Raw genomic sequence first — 24,361 nt, forward strand, 5'->3', positions numbered from 1 at the left:
CTCATAAGGAGCCCGCCATAATTCCGTCCACACTGCGAGATCGCGGGCAACGCCTCACCCTTGCCGCGCTGCTGGTCCTCGGATCGCTCGCCGCCGTCCTGCCCGCGCGCCCGGCGATGGCACAAGACCCTCAAGGCGCGCCCGCCCATCGGGGGAAGATCGCCCCTGAGCTGGTCGACCGCATGAACGACACCCGGGCGCGGTCCGACGGCCGCATCGAGGCCGTCGTCGTGCTGGGCGCCCGTCCCGGCCTGCCGCCGGAGACGTCCGGCCCGGCCAAGGTGCGCGAGGGCCTGGCCGGCGCGGCCGCGGCCATGCAGGCGCCCATTGCGCGGCTGGTCGAGTCGCAAGGCGATCAGGTCGTCAACACGTTCTGGCTGAAGAACATGGTCCTGGTCCGGGCCAAGCCCGACACCATCGAGGCGCTGGCAGACCTCGCCCTGGTCGACCGGGTCATCCCCAACTTCGAGCTCAAGGCCCCCGAGACCAAGCCCGCCGATCCCGCCGCCTCACGCCGGGCCGCCGACGCCGGCGAGCAGACGTGGGGCCTTACGAAGATCGGCGCCGACCGGGTGCGAAGCGAGCGCAAGCTCGACGGCCACGGTGTGCGCGTCGCGGTGCTCGACACCGGCGTCGACATCTCCCACCCCGACCTCACCGGGAAGCTCGCCACCGACGACGCCGCGGACCCGGCTCACCCGGGCGGCTGGATCGAGTTCGCCGAGGACGGCACGCCGGTGCCCTCCACGCCCCACGACAGCGCCTACCACGGCACGCACGTGGCCGGCACGATCGCGGGAGGGAACGCCTCCGGCACGCAGATCGGCGTGGCGCCCGGCGTCGACCTGATGGCGGGCCTGGTCATCCCCGGCGGCAAGGGCACGCTCGCCCAGGTGATCGCCGGCATGCAGTGGGCGATCGCGCCGTTCGACGCGCACGGCCGCCCGGCCGGCAAGCCCGCCGACGTCGTCAGCATGTCGCTGGGCGGCGAGGGCTATGCCGACGAGATGATCGAGCCCGCCCGGAACATCTACCGGGCAGGGGCCTTCCCGTCCTTCGCCATCGGCAACGAGTGCCTGCCCGGCGGGTCGAGCAGCCCCGGCAACGTCTACGAGGCCGCGTCCGTCGGCGCCACCGACTCCGACGACAACGTTCCGGAGTTCTCCTGCGGCGGCACGGTCAACCGGAACGACTGGATCGACGCGCCCGGCGACTGGCCCGACTCCTACATCGTGCCCGACATCTCGGCGCCCGGCGTGGACGTGCTCTCCTCCATGCCCGGCGGCGAGTACGGCGTCCTCAGCGGCACCTCGATGGCGACCCCGCACGTGTCCGGCGCGGTCGCGCTCATGCTGCAGGCCCGTCCCGAGCTCGGCGTCGACGAGACCCTGAACATCCTGGAAGGCACCGCGCTCGCCGACCAGCGCTACGGCGAGCGGCCGAACAGCCGCTACGGCGCCGGGCGCATCGACGCCTACGCCGCCGTCGCCGAGGCCGCCCTCACCAGCGGCGTCCGCGGCACGATCACCGACGGCAAGACCAGAAAGCCGCTCGCCGGCGTGACCGTCACCCGGGCCGACAACGGCCGGACCGTCACGACCGACGCGCAGGGCCGGTTCGAGACGCGGCTCACCCCTGGCGTCTACGACCTCAAGCTCACCCGGTTCGGCTACCGGCCGGCGTCGGCCCGCGTCCGCGTCCAGGCGAACCGCTTCACCGACCTGCGTACCGCGCTCGAGCAGACCCGCCGCGGCAAGATCTCCGGGACGGTGGTGTACGGCCCGACCGGTTCGACGGTGCCGGGCGCGACGGTCACGGTGCTCGGCGTGCCCGACCGGCTCGCGGCCACGACCGATCTCAACGGCAAGTACACGATCTCCGAGGTGCCCGAGGGCGACTACCGGATCGCCGCGGTGTCCCCCGGCGTGTCCCGCTCCGACCCGCAGGGGGTCGGCGTCCGCGGCGGCAAGCCGCAAGGACGGGCCGACATCGTCCTGCCCCGGTCCCCCGCCACCGAGCGCGTCTCGCTCGCCGAAGGGGCCGGACAGGGCGACAACGACAGCTGGTGGCCCAAGCTGAGCAACGACGGCGGTGCCGTGGTGTTCGCCAGCATGGCGTCCAACCTCGTCCCGGACGACACCAACGACGACCTGGACGTCTTCGTGACCGACCTGCGCACCGGCGCCATCGAGCGGGTCTCGGTCGCCTCCGACGGCACCCAGGCCGACGCCTTCTCGCTGGTCCCGACCCTCAGCGGAGACGGGCGGTACGTCGGCTTCAGCAGCGGCGCCACCAACCTGGTCCCCGGCGACACCAACGGCCAGACCGACGCCTTCGCGCACGACCGGCAGACCGGCAGGACCGAGATGCTCTCCGTCGCCTCCGACGGCGGCCTGAGCGACGGGCTGACCTCACAGCCCGCGCTCAGCGGCGACGCCCGCTACGCCGCCTTCAACAGCGACGCCACCAACCTGGTGAGCGGCGACACCAACGGCCGGACCGACGTCTTCGTCCGCGACCGGCAGACCGGCACGACCGAGCGCGTCTCGGCCGGGCAGGGCGGCGCAGAGAGCGACGGAAACTCGCGGGAGCAGTCGATCAGCGCCGACGGCCGCTTCGTCGCGTTCGAGAGCAGCGCCACCAACCTGGTGGCCGGCGACACCAACGAGCGCATCGACGTCTTCGTCCGCGACCGGCAGACCGGCACGACCGAACTGGTCGCCGCCCCCGAGGGCATCGAGCCGAACAGCCCGATCATCAGCGCCGACGGGCGGATGGTCGTCTACATCGGCACCGGGCCCAAGGGGTGGCACATCTACCGCTACGACCGGCAGGCGCGCACGAGCACGCTGGTGTCGGCGGCCCCCGGCGGCGGCCCCGCCAATGACTGGTCCTTCGCCCCCGCGGTCAGCGCCGACGGCGAGACCGTGGCCTTCTACAGCTACGCGACCGACCTCGCCGGCCCGGACGGCAACGGGCGGACGGACGTGTACGTGCGCGACATGAAGGCAGGGAAGACCGAGCGCGTCTCCGCGGACCCGAAGGGCGTCGACGGCGACGGCTCGAGCGAGCTGCCGGCGCTCAGCGGGAACGGGCGGTACGTCGCCTTCCAGAGCACCTCGGCGAACCTGACCACGGGCGACACCAACCGGCGTTCCGACGTCTTCGTCCACGACCGCACCCCCGGGCCCGAGCCCCGCTTCGCCCTCGGCGAGCTGGACGTGAGCCCGGACGCCGTCCGTCCCGGACGCCCGGTGCGGATCACCGCGTGGGTCAAGAACGTCGGGGAGAAGGCCGGCGGGTACGACGCCGTCCTTCGGGTCGGCGACCAGGTGGAGCAGCGTCAGACCGTCAAGGTGGGCGCCGGCAAGGCGGTGCGCCTCTCGTTCGAGGTGTGCAGGAAGGTCCCGGGCGCCTACACCGTCGAACTGGGCCCGCTCACCGGCGGCTTCACCGTGAAGGCCCACTGACCTGCTCCGACACCGCAACACCGTGATCCGGCCGGCCGCGGCACCCGCCCGGCCGGATCACGACCTCGCGCCCCGGCCGGGATCACAGCGTCGTGATCCCCGGCCGGGGCGCGACGTCATTGCGAGGCGTGAGATCGATTGCACATCCCGGCGGGCTTTGCGAAACTGCTCGGGAGGCAGGTAGTGAACCCGGTTGTTTCGCGGTTGTTCCGAGTAGCGTCTATCGATCTGTCCCCTCCAACGATGGTGGCGAATGCGTAGAGCCTCGTAGCAGTACCTGGACGTCGACGGTCCCTTTCGCCTGCCGGGCGTTTCCGCCTGTCCGGTCGCGGAATTCCGCCGTTCGTGCGTCGCCGTCTCGATTCGTTCTCCGAAGGCAGGGGGTGTCGCGGCTGCTGTGGTGCATCCAGAGCCAGATCTTTAGTCGGCCTGGTCGTCTTCTTTCGATGGATCGGAGATCTGATGCACGTCGCCCTGCTCACCACGACCCAGCATGGTCACCTGAACCCGTACATCCCGGTGGTGAATGCGCTCCGAACCGCCGGCAGTGAGGTCGCACTGCTGTTGTTGTCCGCGGACGGTGGCGCGCTCGACGAGCAGCGTCGCCAGGCCTTGGGAAAGGCGCAGATCCACGCGATCGGGAAGGTCGAGATGGCGCCGTGGAGCGGCGACCCGGCGAAGATCGGCCCGATGCTCCGGTCGTCGCCGGTGGCGGACCAGACGGCTGACGCGATCCGTGCGACGGCGCCGGACTTCGTGCTCGTCGATTCGCTGCCGGTCACGGCGTCGGCCATGGTCGGCGCACAGGCGTCCGGCGTGCCCTACGGGATGATCTGGGCCAACCTGGGCGGAGTATGCCCGAGCGAGCATCGACGAGGTCGCTGGCCGTACGACGAGCAGGTCGGCGACTACCTGACCACGCACGGAGTGTTGTGGTCGACCCGCACTCATTCGGCGCGTTCGCCGATTCTCAATCTGATGCCGACGATTCCCGCTCTCGTCGGGGACGACGCGGTCACCGACGACGGTGTGCAGCTGGTCGGGTTGCCGGGCGCGAAGGGGATCCGCGGCGACGAGGTCGACTTCTCGGGCCTGGGGCGAATCGACCCCGACCGCCCGGTGGTGTACGTCTCCTTCGGCACGATCTTCTACCGGCGGCCTGACCTGTTGCGGACGGTGATCATCGGGGCGGCGGCGACCGGTGCTCAGGTGATCGCCGCGGTAGGAGATCTCGCCGAGGAGCTCGCGCTGCCCGGCGAAGTGCTCACCGCCCCGTACCTGCCGCAACGTGAGGTGCTCGAGCGCGCCGACGTGTTCATCACCCACGGCGGCTACAACTCCGTGGCCGAGTCGATCCGGGCGGCGACACCGATGCTGGTGATCCCGCTGGCCGTCGATCAGCCCATCCAGGGGTACTTCGTGGAACGCGCGGGCTTCGGGACGGCGTTGGAGCCGGCCGGCGTCACCGAGCAGGCGGTCGCCGACGCTGTCACCGATCTGCTCGATCCCGCCCGGGACTACCGGGCCCGGCTGCGCGCCGCGCAGCCGGAGTGCGGCGATTCTGCCATGCGCACCGCCGAGCTGGTCATCAGCACGGTCGAGACGTTACAGCGAGAGGGGAAGCAGTGACGATCGAACTGCAGCGGCCGGTGGGCGACCCGATCGTCATCGATGATCTCGAACGCCTCTCGTTCCGGGTGGATCGCCGCGCCTACACCGACGACGACCTGGCCGCACAGGAGATGACAAAGATCTTCGATCGCTGCTGGTTGTACGTCGGGCACGAATCGGAGTTGCCCGGGCCGGACTCCTACGTATCACGCGACGTCGGCGGGCGCCCGGTGGTCATGGCGCGCGGGTCCGACGGGGTGATCCGGGTGTTCGCGAACAGCTGCACTCACCGCGGGGCCCTGATCTGCTCGCAGCCGGCCGGGCGGGCCAGATCCTTCCGGTGCCCGTATCACGACTGGACCTTCTCCAACCAGGGCGACCTGGTCGGGGTCCCGATCCCCGACGGGTACGGGCCGGGCTTCCGTAAGGCGGACTTCGGCCTGGCGCGGCACCGTAGCGACAGTTACCGCGGTTTCGTGTTCGTCACCTTCGATCCGGAGCAGCCGCGCACGTTGACCGAGTACCTGGCGGGTGCGACGGAGTACCTCGATCTGATCGACGACCAGTCCGAACTCGGGATGGAGGTGATCCAGGGTGCGCAACTCCACGGGGCCCGGGCCAACTGGAAGCTCATGATGGAGAACAGCGTCGACATCTACCACTTCCGGGCCCTGCACAAGCGTTACGTCGGCTACATGGAGTCGCTCGGGTCGGTGCCACCACGGCGACGAGGCGGCTTCGGCCGCGCCCTCGGACTGGGGCATGGAGCCAACGAGCTGCCACCGGCGGCGGCCCGCCCGCTCGCCTACTGGACGCCGATGTTCGGCGCCGAGGTCCGGCCGCGCATCGAGGCGACGGCCGCGCGCTTCGTCGACCGGTTCGGCGCCGAACGCGCCGAACGGATCACCGGCACCAATCGCGCGGTGCTGATCTTCCCCAACTTGATGATCATCGACGCGATCGCGATCACCATCCGCAAGATCGACCCGGTCGGCCCCGGCCAGATGGCCATCACCTCGGTCGCCCTGGCCCCCAAGGACGAGGATCCGGACATCCGGGAACTCCGCAAGAGCCACTACCTGACCTTCCTCGGCCCCGCCGGCTTCGCCACTCCCGACGACATCGAGATCGTCGAGTCGTGCCAGCGGGGTTATCTCAACCGCACGGTCCGCTACTCGGATCTGTCCCGCGGTATGAACAAGGAGGTACCGGAGACGACCGACGAGCTTCCCGCCCGCGAGTTCTGGCGGCAGTGGGACCGGCTGATGCACGGCGACGACGGTCACCTCGAGGTCGCTCACCGGGCCGAGATGCAGGGGGCGGAACCGCGATGACCACCGAACTGACGATCGACGAAGCGGCCGAGGTGCGATTATGGCACCGGGTGAGCCAGTTCCTCTTCCGTGAGGCGCGACTGCTCGACGAGTGGCGCCTGCTCGAGTGGTACGACGAGATGCTGACCGACGACATCCGCTACTCGGTTCCGGCCACCGACGTCCGCGGCGAGACGGCCGACGCGCTCGGGCTCATCGACGACGACGCCGCCCGGCTACGCCAGCGGATCGAACAGATCCTCAACGGTGAGGTGTGGTGCGAGAACCCCCGGTCGCGCACGAACCGGATGATCAGCAACGTGGAGATCCTGGCCGATCGGGGCACGCGCCTCGACGTGGCGGCGAACGTCATCGTCCACCGGTTCGGGCACGGGCGCTCTGACGTCTACGTCGGTAAATGCCGGTTCGAGCTCGTCGTCGAGGGCGAGTCGTTCCGGGTCCGAAGACGGGTCGTGGTGCTCGACCACGAGACGTTGTACGAGCACGGGAAGCTCAGCATCATCCTGTGACGGCGGCCGGCCCTGGCAGCGTCCCACCCGTTGCCGCCGCCCAGCCGAGTCTGCCTCGCGAGGTCTACGTCCTCAGTGTCGTCGGTGGTTGCGTCATGCTGGGCCTGGGACTGGTGCTCCCGGTGCTCCCGGTGTACGCGGCGACGTTCGGGGCGGGGCCTACCCAGATCGGAGTGCTCGTCGCGCTGTTCGCGTTGATGCGGCTGGCCACCAGTCCGTTCTGCGGCCGGCTCGCGGTTCGTTTCGGGGAGCGGCGGGTCCTGGTCGCCGGCCTGCTGCTGTGCGCGGTCTCCTCGGCCCTGACGGCGTTCGCCGGGTCCTACGGGCAGCTGCTGGTGTTCCGCAGCCTCGGCGGCGTCGGCTCGGTGCTGTTCTCGGTGTCCGCGCTGGCGGCGCTCCTGGCGATCGCGCCGGCCGACCAGCGGGGCCGGGCCAGCGCCGTGTTCGACGCGGGCTTCCTGCTCGGCGGGGTCTGCGGACCGGCGCTGGGCGGGCTCCTCGCTCTCATCAGCCTGTCAGCGCCGTTCGTGGTGTACGCCGTGCTGTTGCTGGCCGCCGCGGCACTGACGCTGGCGGTGCTGCGCACCGGCCGGACCGCCGGCGCGGAGCCTGGCCGTGACGTGGCCGGGCTGCCGGTCCTGCTGCGGGATCGACGCTACCTGGTGGCCTGCCTCGCGGCGCTGGCGCAGGGATGGGTCCTGTTCGGGCTGCGCAGCGCACTGGTCCCCATGGTGGTCGTGGCGTGGCGACATGACATGACGTGGGTCGGGTGGGCGTTCACGATCTCCGCCGTCGTTCAGTCGCTGCTGATCATGCCGGCCGGCCGGGTCGTCGATCGGTCCGGCCGCCGGCCCGCCATGATCGCCGGCACCGGTGTGGCCGCGGCGGCGATCACGGCCTTGGTGTTCGTGGACGGGTACGCCTGGCTCGTCGTCCTGCTCAGTGTGTACGCGGCGGCATCGGCGCTGCTCGCCGCCGCACCGGCCGCGCTGCTCGGTGACGTCGTCGCCGGACGTGCCGGCAGCGGCGTCGCCGTGTTCTCGATGTGCACCGATGTCGGCGCCGTGGTCGGACCGGTCGTCGTCGGGCTCATCGCCGAGCGGGTGGGTGTTCCGGCCGCTTTCGGCAGCGGCGCCGCGCTGCTGGTCATCGCGTTCGTGGCGTCGTGGACGTTGACAACTGTTCGGCCAACACGAAGGAGTTGATCATGGATCAGCCATCTGCCCGGCATGAGCGGGGCGAGGCCATGTTCCAGCAGGTCTTCGGCCGCGAACCGCGCCCGGGTTCCTACCCGGAGTTCCTGCAGATCACGGTCGACCACTTGTTCGGTGAGATCTGGACCCGCCCGCACCTGAGCGTCGAGGAGCGCGAACTGGTCGCGCTGACCGCGGTCGCGCTGGCGCGGACCGATTGGGAGTTACGCGGCCACATCGGCGCCTCGCTGCACCTCGGGATGTCGCGGGAGAAGATCATCGAAGTCATCATCCAGCTCGCCTACTACGGCGGCTGGCCGGTCGCCAACAACGGGCTGCGCGTCGCCCAGGAGGTCTTCGCCGAGCTGGACGGCGCCAACGGGAAGGACGCGGACGATGACCGGTGAACCGTCATCCCTCGACCCGGCCGAGAAGGTCGACCTGTGGCGCCAGCGGTTCTTCGAGGCCCAGGCGGCCGCGGAGGAGTTCATCCTTGGACAGCACGGCGAAGAAGGCCTGGCCGCGTGGATCCAGGCGAACTCCCGCATCACCGCGGACCTGCTGCGGGCGCAACGGCCCGCCGGGGTGTCCGCCACCGACCACTTCATGACCCGGCTGCAGCGTCAGCTGTTGCTGTACGACTCGGCGGTGACCAGTGAGCCCCAGCCCTCGGGCACCGTCCTGCGCAACGCCGACTGCGGGATCCTGCGGTACCGCAAACGGGCCGCCCGCGCCGGCGTCGTGCTGACGTTCTCCTCCCCGTGCTCGTACTGCCAGGAGCTCAACACCGCCATCGCCGCCCGCTACGTGGAACCGGACGTCACGGTGTCGTGCGACCAGGCGGGCGACGGGTGCACCTGGCGCGCGGAATCCCCTCACGCTCCATGAGAGGACGCGGCCGGGTCGCCGCACCGCGGACGAGCCGGTGACTGAACCAACGGCAGCGCCGTGCGGCCGGCGGCCGGCGACCGGCCGACGTCGAGCGTCATGCCGAGTTGCCGGCCCACGGCCGCACACAGGTCGAGCGCCGCGGTGCGGGTCAGGTCCTGATGATCGTTCTGGGTGAAGCACGCCGACGCCACGTTCTTGTTCCGCAGGCGCAGGTACCACGGGAACAACGATGCCAGTGCGGGCTCGGTCAGCATCGTGCGCGAATGCACGATCGTCCCCACCAGCAGGTTGCCGAAGGGGCGCCGGCTCGCGTTCATGAAGCTCTTCAGGCGTTCCTGGAAGATCTTCAGCACCGCGGGCACGTTCCCCGCGTACACCGGCATGGCGAGCAGCATCGCCTGCGCGCCCTCGGCCAGATCGACGACATGCTCGAAGTCGTCGTCGAGCGTGCACCGGCCCACCTCGGGATCAAGGCAGGTGTCCTCGCCCTCGCACATCGCGATGCGATGGTCGATCAACCGAATCCGCTGGATCTCCGCGTCGCCGACCTCCCGGACGAGGCCGGTGACCGCCGCCTCGAGCAGCGCGTCGGTCAGCGACGGGAGCCGCCTCTGCGTGCAGGACAAGGCAACGATCTTCATCCGAAGGGCCTCCCGTGTCCGCTCAGCGCCACCCAGGACCGGCCACCCGGCGAAGCCCCGTGGCCGCACGCTGAAGCAGCCCCAACCTACCCAGAATCGAGCATTACCGGAACGGGTCTCGAAAAACCTCCCGGACGATCACGGCGTCGCGCCGAGCAGCGCGGCCAGGCGGCGCTTGGCGCGGGAGGCGCGCGTGCCGACCGTGCCCACCGGGATGTCGAGGCGCTCGGCGATCTGCCTGTGCGTGAGGTCGTCGAAGTAGGCCAGGTACAGGACGTCGCGCTCCTCGAACGGGAGCCGGTCGAGCGCGGTCCGCACGCGCAGGACCGCGTCCGGCTCCCCCTCCCCCGCCGGGACGTCCTCGTCGGCGATGGGAACGGCCGCCAGATGCCGCCGTTCCCCGCGCCACACGTCGATCGCGGCCTTCCTGGTGATCGAGTACAGCCACGGGCGCAGTTCCCGTCCCGGCTCGAACCGGTGGGCGGCGCGCCAGGCGCGCACGAACGAGAGCTGCACGGCCTCGGCCGCCAGCTCGCGGTCGCCGAGCAGGCGGTACGCCAGCGCCGACATGGGGCGCGCGTGCAGATGGTACACCTCGGCCAGCGCCCCCTCGGCGCCCGCCCGGAAACGTTCGCTCAGCGAACGGTCGTAATACGCGGTCACGAGTTCCCCCCAGAGGTACGTTCGGCCCTCAGGATGCGGGCCGACGGCCACCGTGCGTAAGGAGGCACTCTCGTGTCAGTGAGGCACCCGGAAGTAACCACGACCTGTGACGAGGTCCGTGATCTGCTCGAACGGCTCGGCGACCGGTGGTCCATCTACGTCCTCTACGAGGTGGCCGACGCCCCGCGCCGGTTCCGCGGCCTGCAGCGGGCGATCCCCGGCATCTCGCAGCGGATGCTGACGCTCACGCTCCGCCGGCTGGAGGAGCAGGGGCTCATCACGCGGACCGTGTACGCCACCATCCCGCCCCAGGTCGAGTACGAGATGTCCGACCTCGGACGGAGCCTCGGCACGGCGGTCCTCGGGCTGGTCACCTGGCTGAGAGAGAACGGCGAGCCGCTCGAACGGGCCCGCGAGAGGTTCGCGCGGGCACATGGCGGCTGACGGGCGGGGGCGGGGCCGGCGGGCCCGGCGACCGGCCCGGCGGCACGCGGTCATCGGCCATGCCCCGCCCCCGTCCTCGCCCTCACCTTTGCCGTCGTCCTTGCCCTTGCCGTCGCCCGCGGGTCGCGGGCGGCCGAGTGCGTCGAATTACCGGCAGTGAAGTGGAGCGGGCGCCCGGCTCGTACTGCGGGGTGTCAGCGACTCCACCACACGAACGGAAACCACAGTCATGATGAAGACACTGGTCGGCGCCCTCGCCGTCGGCGGCGCACTCCTGACCGCCGCGCCCGCCCACGCCGCCTCCTACCTCGAGTTCGAGAACGACAGCAGCGCCTTCGACCTGGTGATGTCTGCCACCGGAGTGACCAACGGGGCGCTCGTCGGCCTCGCGACCGACAACAACTCCTCGCTCGGCCAGTGGCGCGGCGAGACCGTGGGCACCTCGATCGACAATCTCCCCCAGCGCAGATTCGTCCTGCGCGCCAGCGAGGGCAGCGCGGCCGGCCCGCTGTGCCTGGCCGTCAAGGACGACATCCAGCCCGGCCAGGCGATCGGGGTCAAGGTCGCCACCTGCAACACGCTCAAGGCGCAGATGTGGACGCTCACCTCGGGGGGCGGCAGCCTGGTCCGGCTGCGCAGCGAGAAGTACCGCACGCACGTCATCACGCGCGTGAGCGGCCCGGAGTTCCTGACCCCCCTCCAGATGACCACGGCTCCGGCCGGCAGTCTCTGGGTGCAGCGGACCGCCGCCTGAGCCTGCGGAGGGGCGGCGCGCCGGGACCCGTTCGGGGAACCGGCGCGCCACCCGTCGGCGAAGGGCGGGCTTACGTGAGCGCGCCGCCGCCGGTGAAGCGTCGCGCGCGGGGCCAGGTGAGGCGCGGCGCGTGGCCTGGTGAGGCGCGGCGCGTGGCGGTCAGGTGCCTTGCGCGGCCAGGACGTCGCGCCAGGAGTACTCCGGGACGTAGCCGAGTTCCCGGCTCGCGCGCTCGCTGGTGAACATGCTCTCGCACCCCTCCAGCGGACGGCGCGGCGTGAGGCCGGGGAACACCTCGGCGACCAGATCGGCCGTGGGCCGGTCGATGAGCGTGTCGCGTGCGGCGATGACGTACGCCCTGGCGCCGGTGACCTCGGCGAGCAGCGCCCGCCGGCAGGCCTGGGCGACGTCGCGGACGTCGACGTAGCCCCACAAGTTGTACATCCTGGACATCGGATCGGCCCAGTAGGAGGGAAGGTCGGCGTAGTCGGCGGCCTCGAAGACGTTGGACAGCCGCAACCCGATGATCGGCATGCCCGACCATGCCGAGACATGCTCGGCCATCGTCTCCCCGAGCACCTTCGACAGCGCGTAGGCGGACTTGGGGTGGGGGTAGTGGTCCTCGTCGAGCGGCGCGTAATGCGGCGGGGAGTCGGGCGCGAAGGGGAAGCCCAGGGTGGTCTCGCTTGAGGTCCACACGACCCGCCCGACGCCGAGCTTGGCGGCGGCCAGGAAGACGTTGCCGTTCATGGCGTTGTTCTCGTTGAGCGTGCGGGCGTCGGTGAAGAAGCCGGGCGCGGGGATCGCCGCGAGATGGACGACGCTGTCGACGCCGGTCAGCGCGTCGACGGTGTCGCCGAAGTCGGTCATGTCGGCGCGCAGCAGCGGGGCGCCCAGCCGCGACAGGCCGCCCCGGTCGCCGGGCACCCCTGTCACGTCGATGGCCCGCACCTCGTGCCCGTGGGCGAGAAGGTCCTGAACGACGGCGCGCCCGGTCTTGCCGCCCGCTCCTGTCACCGCGATCTTCACAGGCCCAGCCTCGCTTTCACGACATCGATCCTGATCAGTGCTCTACCGTAGTGGATCCGGGACCGAAAGTTCATCGAAACTTACGCCCAGCGCAACGGCCGTCCGTGCCGCCCTGACAGGCGAAAACGCTACCGTCCAGGGGTTTCGACGGCGCTGTGACCTTGACGTTTCCCGACCGGCCGTTCTACGTTGGCACGTGTCGTCGATGTTTCGGATAGTTTCCGAAAGTTTTCGGCGCGATCCTCCCTTGTTGCCCTCCCCGAAGGAGCCACCGGTGCCTCTCATGGCGATCGATTGTGAGCGCTCTCACTCTGAGCCGCCGCGTCCAGCATGAAGGTCCTCTACATCGGGGGCACCGGCACGATCAGCTCGGCCTGCGTCGCCGAGTCGGTGCGTCAGGGCCACGACGTGCACGTCCTCAACCGGGGCCGCACGGCCGGCCTCCGGCCGCTGCCGGCGGACGTCACCACGATCACCGCTGACGTGCGGGACGCCGGATCGCTGCGCGGCGCCCTCGCCGGCGCGACGTTCGACTGCGTGGTCGACTTCCTGAGCTTCGGCGCCGGGGACGCCGCCGCGGCCGTGGACCTCTTCCAGGACCGCGCGGGCCAGTACATCCACATCAGTTCGGCCTCGATCTACCACAAGCCGGTCCGCCGGGTGCCGATCGTGGAGTCCACCGCCCTGCGCAACCCCTACCTGGCCTACGCCCGCGACAAGATCGCCGCCGAGGACGTGCTGCGCCGGGCGTACGATGAGCGCGACTTCCCAGTGACGATCGTGCGCCCCTCGCACACCTACGACGACGCCCAGCCGCCGCTGCCCGGCGGCTGGACGGCCTGGGACCGGATCGCGCGCGGCGACGAGCTCGTCGTGCCCGGCGACGGCACCAGCCTGTGGACGCTCACGCACGCGCGGGACTTCGCCGTCGGCCTCGCCGGCCTGACCGGTGACTGGCAGGCCGTCGGGGAGGACTTCCACATCACCTCCGACGAGGTGCTGACCTGGAACGAGATCTACGACATCGTCGGCCGGGCGTCGGGGTCCCCCGCCCGGCTGCTGCACCTGCCGTCGGAGTTCCTGCCGATCGTGGCCCCCGACTGGTTCTGGTCGGAGCTGATCGTCGGCGACATCTCGCACAGCGCGGTGTTCGACAACACCAAGATCAAGCGGTTCGTGCCCGCGTTCCGCCCGACCGTGACCTGGTCGGAGGGCGCGCGGCGGCTCGCCGCCCGGCGCGCCGGGCACCCCGGCGACACCCGCCCCGACCCGGCGACCGACGCGACGCTGACCCGGCTGGTCGAGGCGCACCGCCGCGCCGTGGCGGCGGTCGCGCCGCCGGCCCCGTGACGCCGGAGGCCGGCGGCCTGGCCGCCGACCCCTGGCTCGAGGTGTCCGGCGTGCACTGCGAGGGCGTGGTCTGGGACGACGCCGCGGGCCTGCTGAGGTTCGTCGACATCCCTCGCGGGCGCCTGTTCCACGCCGACGTGGAGACCGGCACGGCCGGCTGGTCCGACCTGCCCGCGCCGCTGGCCGCCGTGCATCCCACGGCCGACCCCGCGACGGTCATCATCGCCGACGGCGACGGCATCGCGCTGGTCGCGGGGGGCGAGCTGGTCGAGCGGCTCGCCGCGCCCCTCGCCGACCGGCCTGACATCCGCATGAACGACGGCAACGTCGACCCGGCAGGGCGGTACTTCATCGGCAGCATGGCCTACGACGCCGAACCGGGCGCGGCGAGTCTTTACCGCCTAGACCCCGACCGGTCCTTGCGCACCGTGCTGACCGGCGTCACCATCAGCAATGGCATGGACTGGTCACCTGACGCCTCCTTGTGCTACTTCGTGGACAGCCCGACCCACCGCGTCGACGTGTTCGACTACGACGTGGTCACCGGCGAGCTGTCGAACCGTCGTGTCTTCGCCGACGTCTCGGCCGTCCCCGGCATGCCCGACGGCCTGACCGTCGACGCCGAGGGCGGCGTGTGGGTGGCGTTCTACGGGGGCTCGCGGGTGTGCCGCTTCGCCCCCGACGGCCTGCCCGACCGCACCGTCACCCTCCCGGTGCCGCAGGTCACCTCCTGCTGCTTCGCCGGGCCCGAGCTGGACCGGCTGGTCATCTCCACCTCCACCGAAGGACTCTCCCCCGATGAGCTGCGACGCCTGCCCTCCGCCGGGGCGATCTTCATGGCCGACCCCGGATGCCGGGGCCGGCTCGCGAACAGGTTCGTGATCTGACATGGCCGGACGAGCGCGACCGGCCGACGCCCCCGACCGGCGGGTGGCCGCAGTGAGGGAACGGAGTGACACCATGAGTGTGGACACGGGCACGGCTCCGGAAGTGTGGAAGGACACCACTGTCCCCGCCGAGGAGCGCGTCGAGGCCCTGATGGCCGCGATGACCCTGCCAGAGAAGGCCGCCCAGCTGTACGGCGTCTGGGTGGGCATCGACGACGCCGACGGTGAGATGGCGCCGCACCAGCACGAGTTCACCGCGCTGCCCGTCGAGTGGGACGAGCTGATCAAGAACGGGCTGGGCCAGCTGACCCGGCCGTTCGGCACCGCGCCCGTCGACGTCCGCAAGGGGGCGGCCACCCTCGCGGGCGCCCAGCGCGCCATCATGGCGGCGGGACGGTTCGGGATCCCCGCGGTGGTGCACGAGGAGATCCTGACCGGCCTGGCCGCCTGGAAGGCGGGCGTCTACCCCTCCCCGCTGTGCTGGGGCGCCGGCTTCGATCCCGAGCTGGTCGAGCGGATGGGCGCGCAGATCGGCGCCGCCATGCGGCGCCTCGGCATCCATCAAGGCCTCGCCCCCGTCGTGGACGTCGCACGGGACCTGCGGTGGGGCCGGGTCGAGGAGACGATCGGCGAGGACCCTCTGCTGGTGGGCATGATCGGCGCCGCGTACGTCCGCGGCGTGCAGTCGGCGGGCGTGATCGCCACGCTGAAGCACTTCGTCGGTTACTCGGCCTCCAAGGGCGGCCGCAACCTCGCGCCGGTGTCGGCCGGACGCCGCGAGATCGCCGACGTGCTGCTCCCCCCGTTCGAGATGGCGCTGCGCGCGGGGGCGGACTCGGTGATGAACTCCTACGCCGACATCGACGGCACGCCCGCGGCGGCCGACCCCGGCCTGCTCACCGACCTGCTGCGCGACGCCTACGGCTTCACCGGCACGGTGGTGGCCGACTACTTCTCCGTCGCCTTCCTCCAGACCCTGCACAACGTGGCGGGATCGCAGGGGGACGCCGCCCGGCTGGCGCTCTCGGCCGGCATCGACGTCGAGCTGCCCACGGTGAACTGCTACGGGCCGCCGCTGGTCGAGGCGGTCGAGCGCGGCGAGGTCGACGCCGCCCTGGTCGACCGGGCGCTGCGCCGGGTGCTGCTGCAGAAGTGCCGGCTCGGCCTGCTCGACGACGGGTGGACGCCCGAACCGCCCGCCCTGGAGGAGGACGGGGACATCGTGCTGGACGACGCGGAGGTCCGGTCCCTGGCCGGCGAGCTCGCCCGCCGTTCGGCCACGCTGCTGCACAACACCGGCACGCTCCCTCTCGCGGCCGGACTGCGGCTGGCCGTGGTGGGGCCGCGCGCGGACACCCCGCAGGCCATGATGGGCTGCTACTCGTTCCCGATGCACGTCGGCGTGCACCATCCGGACGCCGGCCTCGGCATCGAGGTGCCGACACTGGCCGGCGCGCTGCGCGCCGACCCCGCCGGATACGACGTGCGGTACGAGCAGGGGTGCCCGGTCCTCGGCGGGGACGACGAGGGCATCGCCGCGGCCGCCGCCGCGGCGGCCGGCGCCGACGTCTGCGTGGCCGTGCTCGGCGACCAGGCGGGCCTGTTCGGGCGCGGCACCTCCGGCGAGGGCTGCGACGCGACCGGCCTGCGCCTGCCCGGCCGCCAGGAGGAGCTGCTGGAGGCCGTCCTGGCCACCGGCACGCCCGTGGTGCTGGTGCTGCTGGTCGGACGCCCGTACGAGCTGGGCAGGCAGATCGACCGGCTGGCCGCCGTGGTGTGCGGCTTCTTCCCGGGCGAGGAGGGAGCGGGCGCCCTGGCCGACGTGCTGTCCGGGCGCGCCGACCCGGCGGGGCGCCTGCCGGTCTCCTTCCCCGGGAACGGCGCCAACCAGCCCTCGACCTACCTCGCCGCGCCGCTGGGCCGGCGCAGCGAGGTGAGCAACATCGACCCCACCCCGCTGTTCCCCTTCGGCCACGGGCTGTCCTACACCCCTGTCACGTGGGTCGGGGTCGCCGGCGATCCGTCGGGGACGTGGGCCACCGACGGCGTCTTCGACGTGCGGGTCACGCTGCACAACGGGGCGGCCGGCTCGGTGTCGGAAGTGGTGCAGGTGTACCTGCACGACCCGGTCGCCGAGGTCGCCCGCCCGGTGCAGTCGCTGCTCGCCGCGCACCGGGCCGACCTGGCGCCCGGCGAGACGCGCGAGGTGACGATCAGGCTGCACGCGGACCAGACCTCCTACACCGGGGCCTCCTGGCGGCGCCAGGTCGACCCGGGCGAGGTCGAGCTGCGGGTCGGGGCGTCCAGCGCCGACATCCGCGAGACGATCACCGTGTCCATGACCGGCCCCCGGCGTCACGTCGGCTTCGACCGCGTCATGGAGGCGACCGTCATCTCCGCCTGACGCCGCCGAGCCGGCCCCGCCCGCCGGGGCCGGCCTCTCGGTCCCGGCCGGACGGGCCGCCCGGCCCGGGGCCGGGCGCGCGTCGTCAGCGCAGCGGGGTCTCCTCGAAGGAGTCGGGCTCGTCCACCTCGCCGGAGGTGACCGGCTCGCCGGGTTCGCCCGGCTCGTTCGTCGCGCTCGGTTCGCTCGCTTCGTCCTTCTCGCCGGGCATGCCTCGTACGACGGTGTTGCGCAGCACGCCGACGCCGCCGACGCCGATCTCGACCACGTCGCCGGTGGCGAGGGTGAACGGCCACGGCGGCACCAGGCAGGTGCCGGTCGACAGGACCACCCCGTCGGGGTGCACGTCCCCTCGCATCAGGTAGGCCACCAGGTCGTCCAGCCGGCGGCGCAGCCGCGCCGTGCTCGCCCGGCCGTGCCACACCCGCACGCCGTCCCGGTGGATGGCCATCTCGATCGTCAGCGCGTAGGGATCGTCGACCTCCCAGGCCGGCGTGATCCAGGGGCCGAGCCCGCACGCGCCGAAATAGATCTTGGCCTGCGGCAGGTAGAGCGGGTTCTCCCCTTCGATGCTGCGCGAGGACATGTCGTTGCACACCGTGAAGCCGGCGATCTCGCCCAGGCGGTTCACCACCAGGGCCAGCTCGGGCTCGGGCACGTCGACGGTCGAGTCGGCGCGGATGCGGACCAGCCCGCCGGGGCCCACGACCCGCCAGCCGGCCGACTTGAAGAACAACTCGGGCCGCTCGGCGTCGTAGACGAGGTCGTAGACGCTGGCGGCCCGCGCGCTCTCTTCGACCCGTGCCTCGCGCGAGGTCTCGTAGGTGACGCCCGCCGCCCAGACCTCGGTGCGCGCGTCCACCGGCGCGAGGAGCTCCACCTCGGCGAGCGGCACCCGCTCGCCGAGCGGGCCCGCGGCCAGCCGGGCGCGCAGCTCGGCCACCGGCCCGGCCCACAGTTCGGCGAGAGAGGTGACGCCCACCAGTTCGGCGACGCCCCCCTCTTCGTCGTGCAGACCGATGAGGGGTCGCGCGGACCCTCCGGTCCGGTACCTGACGATGTTCACCTGACTCCTTCCGGAAACCGCCGCGCGGCCTCGACCGCGTCGGTCTCCCTTTCGCCCGCGGCCGCGCCACCAGAGTTTCGAGGAATTTCGGAGAGAGTGACTGCGGGCCATGGTAGCGGCATCGGGAGTTCCAGGCGACGTACATGTCACATTGTCGAAACATGGTGCCGGGTGAACCGAAACTGATTCGGAAGGCCGGGATCAGGGCGTGGAGCGGCGGCGGGCGGGAGGCGCCGTGCTGCCGCGCACGACGAGCTTGGTGGACAGCTCGACCCTGCCCTCGGGCACGTCGCTGCCGTCCTGGTGGGCGAGCAGCGTGCGCACGGCCAGGGCGGCCATCTCGGCGATGGGCTGGCGCACCGTGGTCAGCGGCGGCGTGACCCACTGCGACATCGGGACGTCGTCGAAGCCCACGACGCTCAGGTCGTCGGGCACCCGCAGCGCCCGCTGCTGGATCGCGGCGTAGACGCCCAGCGCCTGCTCGTCGTTCGCCGCGAAGATAGCCGTCGGCGGGTCGGGCCGGCCGAGCAGGGCGAGGGCCAGGCGCACGCCGGAGGAGTAGTGGAAGTCGCCGTGCTCGATGAGCGCGTCGTCGGACGGCACGCCCGCCCGCTCGAGCGCGGCGCGGTACCCGGCGAGCCGCGCCTGGCTGCACAGGAAGCGCATCGGCCCGGTGACCACCCCGATGCGCCGGTGGCCGAGGTCGACCAGGTGCCGGGTGGCCGACAGCCCGCCGCCCCAGTTCCCCGCGCCGATCGACGGCAGGTCGGACTCGCCGTCACCGACCGGATCGACGAGGATCGCCGGCACGCGGAGCTTGGCGATGCGCTTGTGGTCGGCCGCGGAAAGCTCCGACAGCGCGAGGATGACGCCACGCGGAGCGCGGCCGGCGATGTCCTCCAGCCACTGCTGGCCGCGGCCGGGGCCGCCGTCGAGCACCGACACCACGATCGCCACCCGGACCGCCCGCGCCGCCTCCTCCGCGCCGCGGATCATCTCGGCGGCCCACGGCGTGCTCGCGTCGTGGAACAGCATCTCGATCAGGCCGGGGCGCCTGACCGCGGGCACCGGCCTCTTGGTGCGCGCGGTCGGGACGTAGCCGCGCGCGGCCAGCATGGCCTCGATCTGCGCCCGGGTCGATGGCGCGACGTCCGAGCGGCCGTTGAGCACCTTCGAAACGGTCGCCCGGGACACCCCCGCCTCGGCCGCGATGTCGGCGACGGTGACCCGCCGTTCGATCGGGTGAGACACCAACGCTTTGCTCCATCGCCGAAACTTGGCTTCATTGTCGTGGTCACCATCGTACGGGGCGCCGGGCGTCTGAACTCGACACTTAGCCGTATGACCGGTTCGCCCGCATGTTCCGTCGCCAGGGGACGATCGCGCGGCACGGTGACACCGTCCCGGCGAGCGGGTTCCGTATCGGGCGTCCACGCTCGCCGGGACCGGCCGCGTTCCGAAACTCGGCGGCGACCCGGTCATCGGGGCCCTGCTCCCGCCGTCCATGCCACCGGCCGGGGGCGGCGACGGGCGTCACGCGCCGCCGAGGTGAAATTTTCAGGCGGACGGATAGTCCGCAAGTGGTGCCTTTGGGCTGGTCGCCCAACTAATAGACCCATACATCGCTGGTCACCCGAATGTTGACCATGGGCGGTCATTTGTGTGCCCTCATCCTGTCAGATAGCTTCACCGTGCGGGAGCGCTCCCTCCTACCGGACCCTCACCGGAACACGGAGACCGCATGATGCGCCACCACCTCGGATCACCCCTCCGGGCACTCCGCACCCTCGCCGTGCTGCTGTGCGCCGCCCTGCTCTTCGCCGTCGACCTCACCGGCACCGCCTCCGCGCACGGGACGGTCGTCGACCCCTCCACCCGCAACTACGGCTGCTGGGTCCGCTGGGGCAACGACTTCCAGAACCCCGCCATGCAGCAGCAGGACCCCATGTGCTGGCAGGCGTGGCAGGACAACACCAACGCGATGTGGAACTGGAACGGGCTCTACCGGGAGTACGTCGGCGGCAACCACCAGGCGGCCATTCCCAACGGCCAGCTGTGCAGCGCCGGCCGGTCCCAGGACGGGCGCTACCGGTCCATGGACACCCCCGGCGCCTGGAAGACGACCAACCTGGGCCGGACCTTCAACATCCGGCTCAACGACCAGGCCAGCCACGGCGCCGACTACCTCAAGGTCTACATCACCCGCCAGGGCTACGACGCCACCACCACGCCCCTCGGCTGGAACCACCTTGAACTGGTGCGCGAGACGGGCAGGTACGCCCCGGGCTCGACGTACATGGTCAACGGCCTGTCCAGCGGAGGCCGCACCGGCCGCCACGTCATCTACACGATCTGGAAGGCGTCGCACGCCGACCAGAACTACTACTTCTGCAGCGACGTCATCTTCAGCTGACCCCCGCCCGATCACGCCGATGCCGACGCCCGCTCGCCCGCCGCCCCGCGCGGACGAGCGGGCGTCTGTGTCGCGTATGTGGCCGTAGGTCTAACCTGAGTCCGTCCCAACGGGGAAGCGGGCCATGGCGGCGTACGAGACGGGAGACGGGCGGATGAGCGGCGGCACTGGTGAGCTGGCGATCCCCGAGGTGGTCGAGAGCCCGGCCCAGGTGGCCGAGCCGACCCGTGGCCTCGCGGGGTGGCTGCTCAGGCACCGGGTACAGCCGGTCGGGCCCGAGACGGCGGAGGGGCACGCCGAGCCGCAGCCGTGGTGGAAGGTGATGTGCCTCACCGGGGTCGACTACTTCTCCACGCTGGCCTACCTGCCCGGCATCGCCGCGCTGGCCGCGGGGGCGCTGTCTCCGCTGGCCACGTTGCTGATCGTGGCGCTGACCCTGCTTGGCATGCTGCCGATGTACCGCAGGGTCGCCAAGGAGAGCCCGCACGGCCAGGGGTCGGTGGCGATGCTGGAGACGCTGCTGCCCTTCTGGCGCGGCAAGCTCTTCGTACTGATCCTGCTCGGCTTCGTCGCCACCTCGTGGATCATCACGATCACGCTGTCCGCCGCCGACGCCTCGGTGCACGTCGTGGAGAACCCGTACTTCCCGGCCGTCCTGCACGGGCACGAGGTCGTCATGACCGTGGTGCTGCTGCTGGTGCTGGGCGGGGTGTTCCTGCTCGGCTTCACCGAGGCCGTCAGCGTGGCGATCCCGCTCGTCGCGCTCTTCCTGGTCCTGAACGCCGTGGTCGTCGTCGCGGGCGTCGCCGAGGTGATCGCGAACCCCGAGGCGATCTCGGCGTGGACCTCCGCCCTGACCGAGGGCCGCGGAGGTCTCGGCGGCCTGATCGGGCCGGCGATCCTGGCCTTCCCGCTGCTGGTGCTGGGGCTGTCCGGCTTCGAGACAGGGGTCAGCATGATGCCGCTGGTCGCCGCGTCCGGCGGCACTCCCGAGGAGCGGATGGCCTCACGGGTGCGCAACACCCGCAAGCTGCTGACCGTCGCCGCGCTCGTCATGAGCGTCTACCTGATCGCCACCAGCTTCGTCACCACGGTGCTCATCCCGGCCGAGGAGTTCGCCCCGGGCGGGGGCGCCAGTGGCAGGGCCATGGCCTACCTGGCGCACGAGCACCTCGGCGAGGCGTTCGGCACCGTCTATGACGTCAGCACCATTCTCATCCTGTGGTTCGCGGGCGCCTCGGCGATGGCGGGACTGATCAACATCGTCCCGCGGTACCTGCCGGGCTACGGCATGGCGCCCGAGTGGGGCCGCGCCGTGCGCCCGGTCGTCCTGGTCTACACCCTCGTCTGCGTCGTGCTGACCATCGCGTTCGGGGCCGACGTCGAGGCCCAGGCCGGCGCGTACGCGACCGGCATCCTGGCGATGATGGTCTCCGGCGCGTTCGCCGTGACGATCTCCGCCCTGCGCCGCCGCCGGCGCGCGGCCACCGCCGGTTTCGCCGTGCTCACCCTGGTGCTGGTCTACGCGCTGGTGGAGAACATCCGCGAGAAGCCCGACGGCATCACCATCTCGGCGTTGTTCATCCTCGGCATCATCGTCATCTCGCTGGTCTCGCGCATCTCCCGCACCACCGAGCTGCGCGCCGACCGCATCGAGTTCGACCCCGCCGCCCGCCGCTTCGTCACCGACTCCCTGTCGCACGACGGCGCGCTCAACCTCATCGCCAACCGCCGTCAGGGCGGCGACACGGCGGAGTACGCCGCCAAGGAGGCCGAGCAGCGCGGCATGAACCCCGTCCCGGGAGCCGCGGACGTGCTGTTCCTGGAGATCGACGTCATCGACCCGTCGGAGTTCAGCGACGTGCTGCGGGTGCGCGGCGTCGACGTGGGCGGCTACCGGATCCTGCGCGCCGGCAGCCCCGCGGCGCCCAACGCGATCGCCGCCGTCCTGCTGGCGCTGCGGAACGCCACCGGGGTGCGCCCCCACTGCTACTTCGAATGGTCCGAGGGCGCCCCGCTCACCCACCTGCTCCGCTACCTGCTGCTGGGCCGCGGCGACACTCCGCCCGTCGTCCGGGAGATCATCCGCAAGAGCGAACCCGACCCGGCCCGCCGTCCCGGCATCCACGTCGGCTGAACGGCCCTCCGGCCCGCGTGACCTCCACGACCGGCAGCCGCCGCGTCGCCGGGCGCACGTTCCCGTGCCGGCGTTCGCCTCCCGCGGCGTGCCGGTGACGGCGGGATGAGTAGTGACTGCTCATCCGGCGGCGGGGACCGGGCGGCGATGATTTCTCACGTCGTCGACGCCGTCCGGGTGTCGCCCACACGATGAGGCAACAGAAATGTTACGTCGTACCTCCAGGCCGCGCCGGAGCGCGAGGCTGCTCGCAGGAGCGTTGGCCGCCGCCGGAATCACCACCGTGCTCCTCCCCCTGCCGCCGGCGAGCGCCGGACCGGCCCATACCGGACCGGCCCATACCGGGCCGGCTCCTTACCGCGGCGACGCGGAACTGGCGCGCCGGCAGACGCCGATGCTCGCCCTGGCCGACGCCCTGGAGGCCTCCGGCGGAGGCGAAGGCTCCGGCTTCGCCGGAGTGGAACTGGACGTGCCTGGCGGCATCGTCCACCTGTACTGGAAGGGCGCCGCGCCCGACGCGACCAGCGCGGTCGCGGCGAAGGCTCCGCGCGGCGTCCGCGTGCGGATCCACTCGGCGGCGCACTCCGCCGCCGAGCTGCGCGAGCGGGCGGAGGAGATCATCAGGAGCCGGGGGCTGAGCGCCGGCGGCGACGTCCACCGCGTGACGCCGCTGGCGGACGGCAGCGGCCTGGAACTGGGCGTCACCACCACAGGCCCGGCCGCGGGCAAGGCCTCCGCCGACCCTCTGGTGGTGAGCACCGAGGCGGAGCAGCCGCCGACTCCCTACGACGGCCGGTGGGGCGGCGCCTCGCCGTTCGAGGGCGGCATCCAGATCAACGGTTGCAGCGCGTCCTTCGGCGGCCTGACCTCCCCTGCCGGGCCCGACTGGGTCTACCCCGCCAAGCTCATCACGGCCGCGCACTGCTTCTCCGTCGGGGACGAGGTGCGCACCGGGAGCACGTGGACGAGTGGGCCGGTGGTCATCGGCCATGTGGAGGCGGTCAATCCGGCGCTGGACTCGGCGCTGATCGCGGTGGATCCGGGCAAGTTCGTCACCGGCTGGATGTGGGACGGCGGCGTGCTGGACGGGTCGGAGTTCACCAAGCCGGTGGTGGGCACCTCGGCGGCGCGCAACGGCTCGCTGGTATGCGCCTCGGGCGCGTCGAGCGGCGTCCACTGCGACATCAAGATCACTAAAACCGGGTCGACGCTCGACTGGGGAGACCACGTCTCCCGGGCGGTGTCCATCGGCGACCAGATGCAGGGCCAACTCGCCGCCGGCAGCGGAGACAGCGGCGGCCCCGTGTTCACCCTCACCGACAACTTCGAAAGCGTCCTCGCCGCCGGAGTGATCATCGGAGGGGACGACCGCCGCCCGGCGACCTGCACATACCTGTCCAGCCGCTGTTCCACCAGGCTGTTCTTCACCGACTTCCGCACGGTGCGCTCCTACTGGGGCATCTCGTGGATGGCAGGCCAGGGGCCCGAAGGTCTCTGATCCGCCGGTCGCGTCCAAGACGTCTAGGACCGCTCGCCCCCGGGCCGGCGAGCGGATCCAAGTGAAC

The 24,361-nt window shown here is 71.5% G+C and carries 20 protein-coding genes; 15 read left to right on the forward strand and 5 right to left on the reverse strand.

Annotated elements, in window-relative coordinates; genetic code table 11:
* The first annotated feature begins 116 nt into the window (after nucleotides 1–116).
* The 7 genes from ACFO60_RS25490 (at nucleotide 117) to ACFO60_RS25520 (ending at nucleotide 9,005) form a co-directional block, all read left to right on the forward strand.
* A complete protein-coding gene (locus tag ACFO60_RS25490; protein WP_380844254.1) occupies nucleotides 117–3,470 on the forward strand; it encodes a S8 family serine peptidase in 3,354 nt (1,117 codons plus the stop codon).
* 462 nt (nucleotides 3,471–3,932) lie between these two features.
* On the forward strand, nucleotides 3,933–5,099 hold the full coding sequence (locus ACFO60_RS25495; protein ID WP_380844256.1) for a glycosyltransferase: 1,167 nt from the start codon (nucleotides 3,933–3,935) through the stop codon (nucleotides 5,097–5,099).
* Nucleotides 5,096–6,415 (forward strand): aromatic ring-hydroxylating oxygenase subunit alpha, encoded by a 1,320-nt coding sequence (locus ACFO60_RS25500; protein WP_380844258.1) that lies wholly within the window; start codon nucleotides 5,096–5,098, stop codon nucleotides 6,413–6,415. The genes ACFO60_RS25495 and ACFO60_RS25500 overlap by 4 nt, the downstream gene beginning before the upstream one ends.
* Nucleotides 6,412–6,924, forward strand: coding sequence for an aromatic-ring-hydroxylating dioxygenase subunit beta (locus ACFO60_RS25505; RefSeq protein ID WP_380844260.1), 513 nt, complete (start codon nucleotides 6,412–6,414; stop codon nucleotides 6,922–6,924). The genes ACFO60_RS25500 and ACFO60_RS25505 overlap by 4 nt, the downstream gene beginning before the upstream one ends.
* Entirely contained in the window at nucleotides 6,813–8,129 is a 1,317-nt protein-coding gene (locus tag ACFO60_RS25510; RefSeq protein WP_380844262.1) for an MFS transporter, read from the forward strand. The genes ACFO60_RS25505 and ACFO60_RS25510 overlap by 112 nt, the downstream gene beginning before the upstream one ends.
* A 2-nt stretch (nucleotides 8,130–8,131) precedes the next feature.
* Complete coding sequence (locus ACFO60_RS25515; protein WP_380844264.1) at nucleotides 8,132–8,524, forward strand: carboxymuconolactone decarboxylase family protein; 393 nt, start codon at nucleotides 8,132–8,134, stop codon at nucleotides 8,522–8,524.
* Entirely contained in the window at nucleotides 8,514–9,005 is a 492-nt protein-coding gene (locus ACFO60_RS25520; protein WP_380844266.1) for a hypothetical protein, read from the forward strand. Before ACFO60_RS25515 ends, ACFO60_RS25520 begins: the two co-directional genes overlap by 11 nt.
* On the opposite strand, the gene ACFO60_RS25525 is transcribed toward ACFO60_RS25520, so the two are convergent.
* A complete protein-coding gene (locus ACFO60_RS25525) occupies nucleotides 8,993–9,649 on the reverse strand; it encodes a flavodoxin family protein (RefSeq protein ID WP_380844268.1) in 657 nt (218 codons plus the stop codon). The two genes, ACFO60_RS25520 and ACFO60_RS25525, sit on opposite strands and share 13 nt — an antisense overlap.
* A gap of 138 nt (nucleotides 9,650–9,787) precedes the next feature.
* Nucleotides 9,788–10,312: an RNA polymerase sigma factor gene (locus ACFO60_RS25530; RefSeq protein WP_380844270.1), complete on the reverse strand. Its 525-nt coding sequence runs from the start codon at nucleotides 10,310–10,312 to the stop codon at nucleotides 9,788–9,790.
* 72 nt (nucleotides 10,313–10,384) lie between these two features.
* Here ACFO60_RS25530 and ACFO60_RS25535 point away from each other — a divergent pair, with 72 nt between their 5' ends.
* Nucleotides 10,385–10,756 (forward strand): winged helix-turn-helix transcriptional regulator, encoded by a 372-nt coding sequence (locus tag ACFO60_RS25535; RefSeq protein ID WP_380844272.1) that lies wholly within the window; start codon nucleotides 10,385–10,387, stop codon nucleotides 10,754–10,756.
* Nucleotides 10,757–10,985: 229 nt separating this feature from the next.
* Entirely contained in the window at nucleotides 10,986–11,510 is a 525-nt protein-coding gene (locus ACFO60_RS25540; RefSeq protein WP_380844274.1) for an RICIN domain-containing protein, read from the forward strand.
* Between the two features lie 159 nt (nucleotides 11,511–11,669).
* On the opposite strand, the gene ACFO60_RS25545 is transcribed toward ACFO60_RS25540, so the two are convergent.
* On the reverse strand, nucleotides 11,670–12,539 hold the full coding sequence (locus ACFO60_RS25545; protein ID WP_380844276.1) for an NAD-dependent epimerase/dehydratase family protein: 870 nt from the start codon (nucleotides 12,537–12,539) through the stop codon (nucleotides 11,670–11,672).
* Between the two features lie 330 nt (nucleotides 12,540–12,869).
* Between ACFO60_RS25545 and ACFO60_RS25550 the strand changes: the two genes are divergently transcribed.
* The 3 genes from ACFO60_RS25550 to ACFO60_RS25560 all read left to right on the forward strand — a co-directional run bounded on the left by ACFO60_RS25550 (nucleotide 12,870) and on the right by ACFO60_RS25560 (nucleotide 17,180).
* Nucleotides 12,870–13,889, forward strand: a complete 1,020-nt coding sequence (locus tag ACFO60_RS25550; protein ID WP_380844278.1) for an NAD-dependent epimerase/dehydratase family protein — start codon at nucleotides 12,870–12,872, stop codon at nucleotides 13,887–13,889.
* Nucleotides 13,886–14,776 (forward strand): SMP-30/gluconolactonase/LRE family protein, encoded by an 891-nt coding sequence (locus ACFO60_RS25555; protein WP_380844280.1) that lies wholly within the window; start codon nucleotides 13,886–13,888, stop codon nucleotides 14,774–14,776. The genes ACFO60_RS25550 and ACFO60_RS25555 overlap by 4 nt, the downstream gene beginning before the upstream one ends.
* Before the next feature lie 73 nt (nucleotides 14,777–14,849).
* The gene (locus ACFO60_RS25560) at nucleotides 14,850–17,180 is read left to right on the forward strand and encodes a glycoside hydrolase family 3 N-terminal domain-containing protein (RefSeq protein ID WP_380844282.1); all 2,331 of its coding nucleotides are present in this window, start codon (nucleotides 14,850–14,852) and stop codon (nucleotides 17,178–17,180) included.
* Nucleotides 17,181–17,265: 85 nt separating this feature from the next.
* On the opposite strand, the gene ACFO60_RS25565 is transcribed toward ACFO60_RS25560, so the two are convergent.
* Nucleotides 17,266–18,246, reverse strand: a complete 981-nt coding sequence (locus ACFO60_RS25565; protein ID WP_380844284.1) for a fumarylacetoacetate hydrolase family protein — start codon at nucleotides 18,244–18,246, stop codon at nucleotides 17,266–17,268.
* 201 nt (nucleotides 18,247–18,447) lie between these two features.
* Nucleotides 18,448–19,497, reverse strand: coding sequence for a LacI family DNA-binding transcriptional regulator (locus ACFO60_RS25570; RefSeq protein ID WP_380844286.1), 1,050 nt, complete (start codon nucleotides 19,495–19,497; stop codon nucleotides 18,448–18,450).
* Between the two features lie 490 nt (nucleotides 19,498–19,987).
* On the opposite strand from ACFO60_RS25570, the gene ACFO60_RS25575 reads away from it, so the two are divergent.
* From ACFO60_RS25575 to ACFO60_RS25585, 3 genes are all read left to right on the forward strand, one after another.
* Nucleotides 19,988–20,659 carry a lytic polysaccharide monooxygenase auxiliary activity family 9 protein gene (locus ACFO60_RS25575; protein WP_380844288.1) on the forward strand — a complete coding sequence of 224 codons (672 nt, stop codon included), beginning with the start codon at nucleotides 19,988–19,990 and terminating at the stop codon, nucleotides 20,657–20,659.
* A gap of 154 nt (nucleotides 20,660–20,813) precedes the next feature.
* On the forward strand, nucleotides 20,814–22,796 hold the full coding sequence (locus tag ACFO60_RS25580) for an amino acid transporter (protein ID WP_380844290.1): 1,983 nt from the start codon (nucleotides 20,814–20,816) through the stop codon (nucleotides 22,794–22,796).
* Between the two features lie 259 nt (nucleotides 22,797–23,055).
* A complete protein-coding gene (locus ACFO60_RS25585) occupies nucleotides 23,056–24,294 on the forward strand; it encodes a chymotrypsin family serine protease (RefSeq protein ID WP_380844292.1) in 1,239 nt (412 codons plus the stop codon).
* Nucleotides 24,295–24,361: the final 67 nt, after the last annotated feature.

Source organism: Sphaerisporangium dianthi (assembly GCF_042654065.1).
In the GTDB taxonomy this organism is placed as follows: Bacteria; Actinomycetota; Actinomycetes; order Streptosporangiales; family Streptosporangiaceae; genus Sphaerisporangium; species Sphaerisporangium dianthi.

Excerpts from the sequence above, each read along its gene's own strand:
- ACFO60_RS25490 (WP_380844254.1), top strand. The coding sequence starts at position 117 with ATGGCACAAGACCCTCAAGGCGCGCCCGCCCATCGGGGGAAGATCGCC.
- ACFO60_RS25495 (WP_380844256.1), top strand. The coding sequence starts at position 3,933 with ATGCACGTCGCCCTGCTCACCACGACCCAGCATGGTCACCTGAACCCG.
- ACFO60_RS25505 (WP_380844260.1), top strand. The coding sequence starts at position 6,412 with ATGACCACCGAACTGACGATCGACGAAGCGGCCGAGGTGCGATTATGG.
- ACFO60_RS25510 (WP_380844262.1), top strand. The coding sequence starts at position 6,813 with ATGCCGGTTCGAGCTCGTCGTCGAGGGCGAGTCGTTCCGGGTCCGAAG.
- ACFO60_RS25515 (WP_380844264.1), top strand. The coding sequence starts at position 8,132 with ATGGATCAGCCATCTGCCCGGCATGAGCGGGGCGAGGCCATGTTCCAG.
- ACFO60_RS25520 (WP_380844266.1), top strand. The coding sequence starts at position 8,514 with ATGACCGGTGAACCGTCATCCCTCGACCCGGCCGAGAAGGTCGACCTG.
- ACFO60_RS25525 (WP_380844268.1), bottom strand. The coding sequence starts at position 9,649 with ATGAAGATCGTTGCCTTGTCCTGCACGCAGAGGCGGCTCCCGTCGCTG.
- ACFO60_RS25540 (WP_380844274.1), top strand. The coding sequence starts at position 10,986 with ATGATGAAGACACTGGTCGGCGCCCTCGCCGTCGGCGGCGCACTCCTG.
- ACFO60_RS25550 (WP_380844278.1), top strand. The coding sequence starts at position 12,870 with ATGAAGGTCCTCTACATCGGGGGCACCGGCACGATCAGCTCGGCCTGC.
- ACFO60_RS25560 (WP_380844282.1), top strand. The coding sequence starts at position 14,850 with ATGAGTGTGGACACGGGCACGGCTCCGGAAGTGTGGAAGGACACCACT.
- ACFO60_RS25575 (WP_380844288.1), top strand. The coding sequence starts at position 19,988 with ATGATGCGCCACCACCTCGGATCACCCCTCCGGGCACTCCGCACCCTC.
- ACFO60_RS25580 (WP_380844290.1), top strand. The coding sequence starts at position 20,814 with ATGAGCGGCGGCACTGGTGAGCTGGCGATCCCCGAGGTGGTCGAGAGC.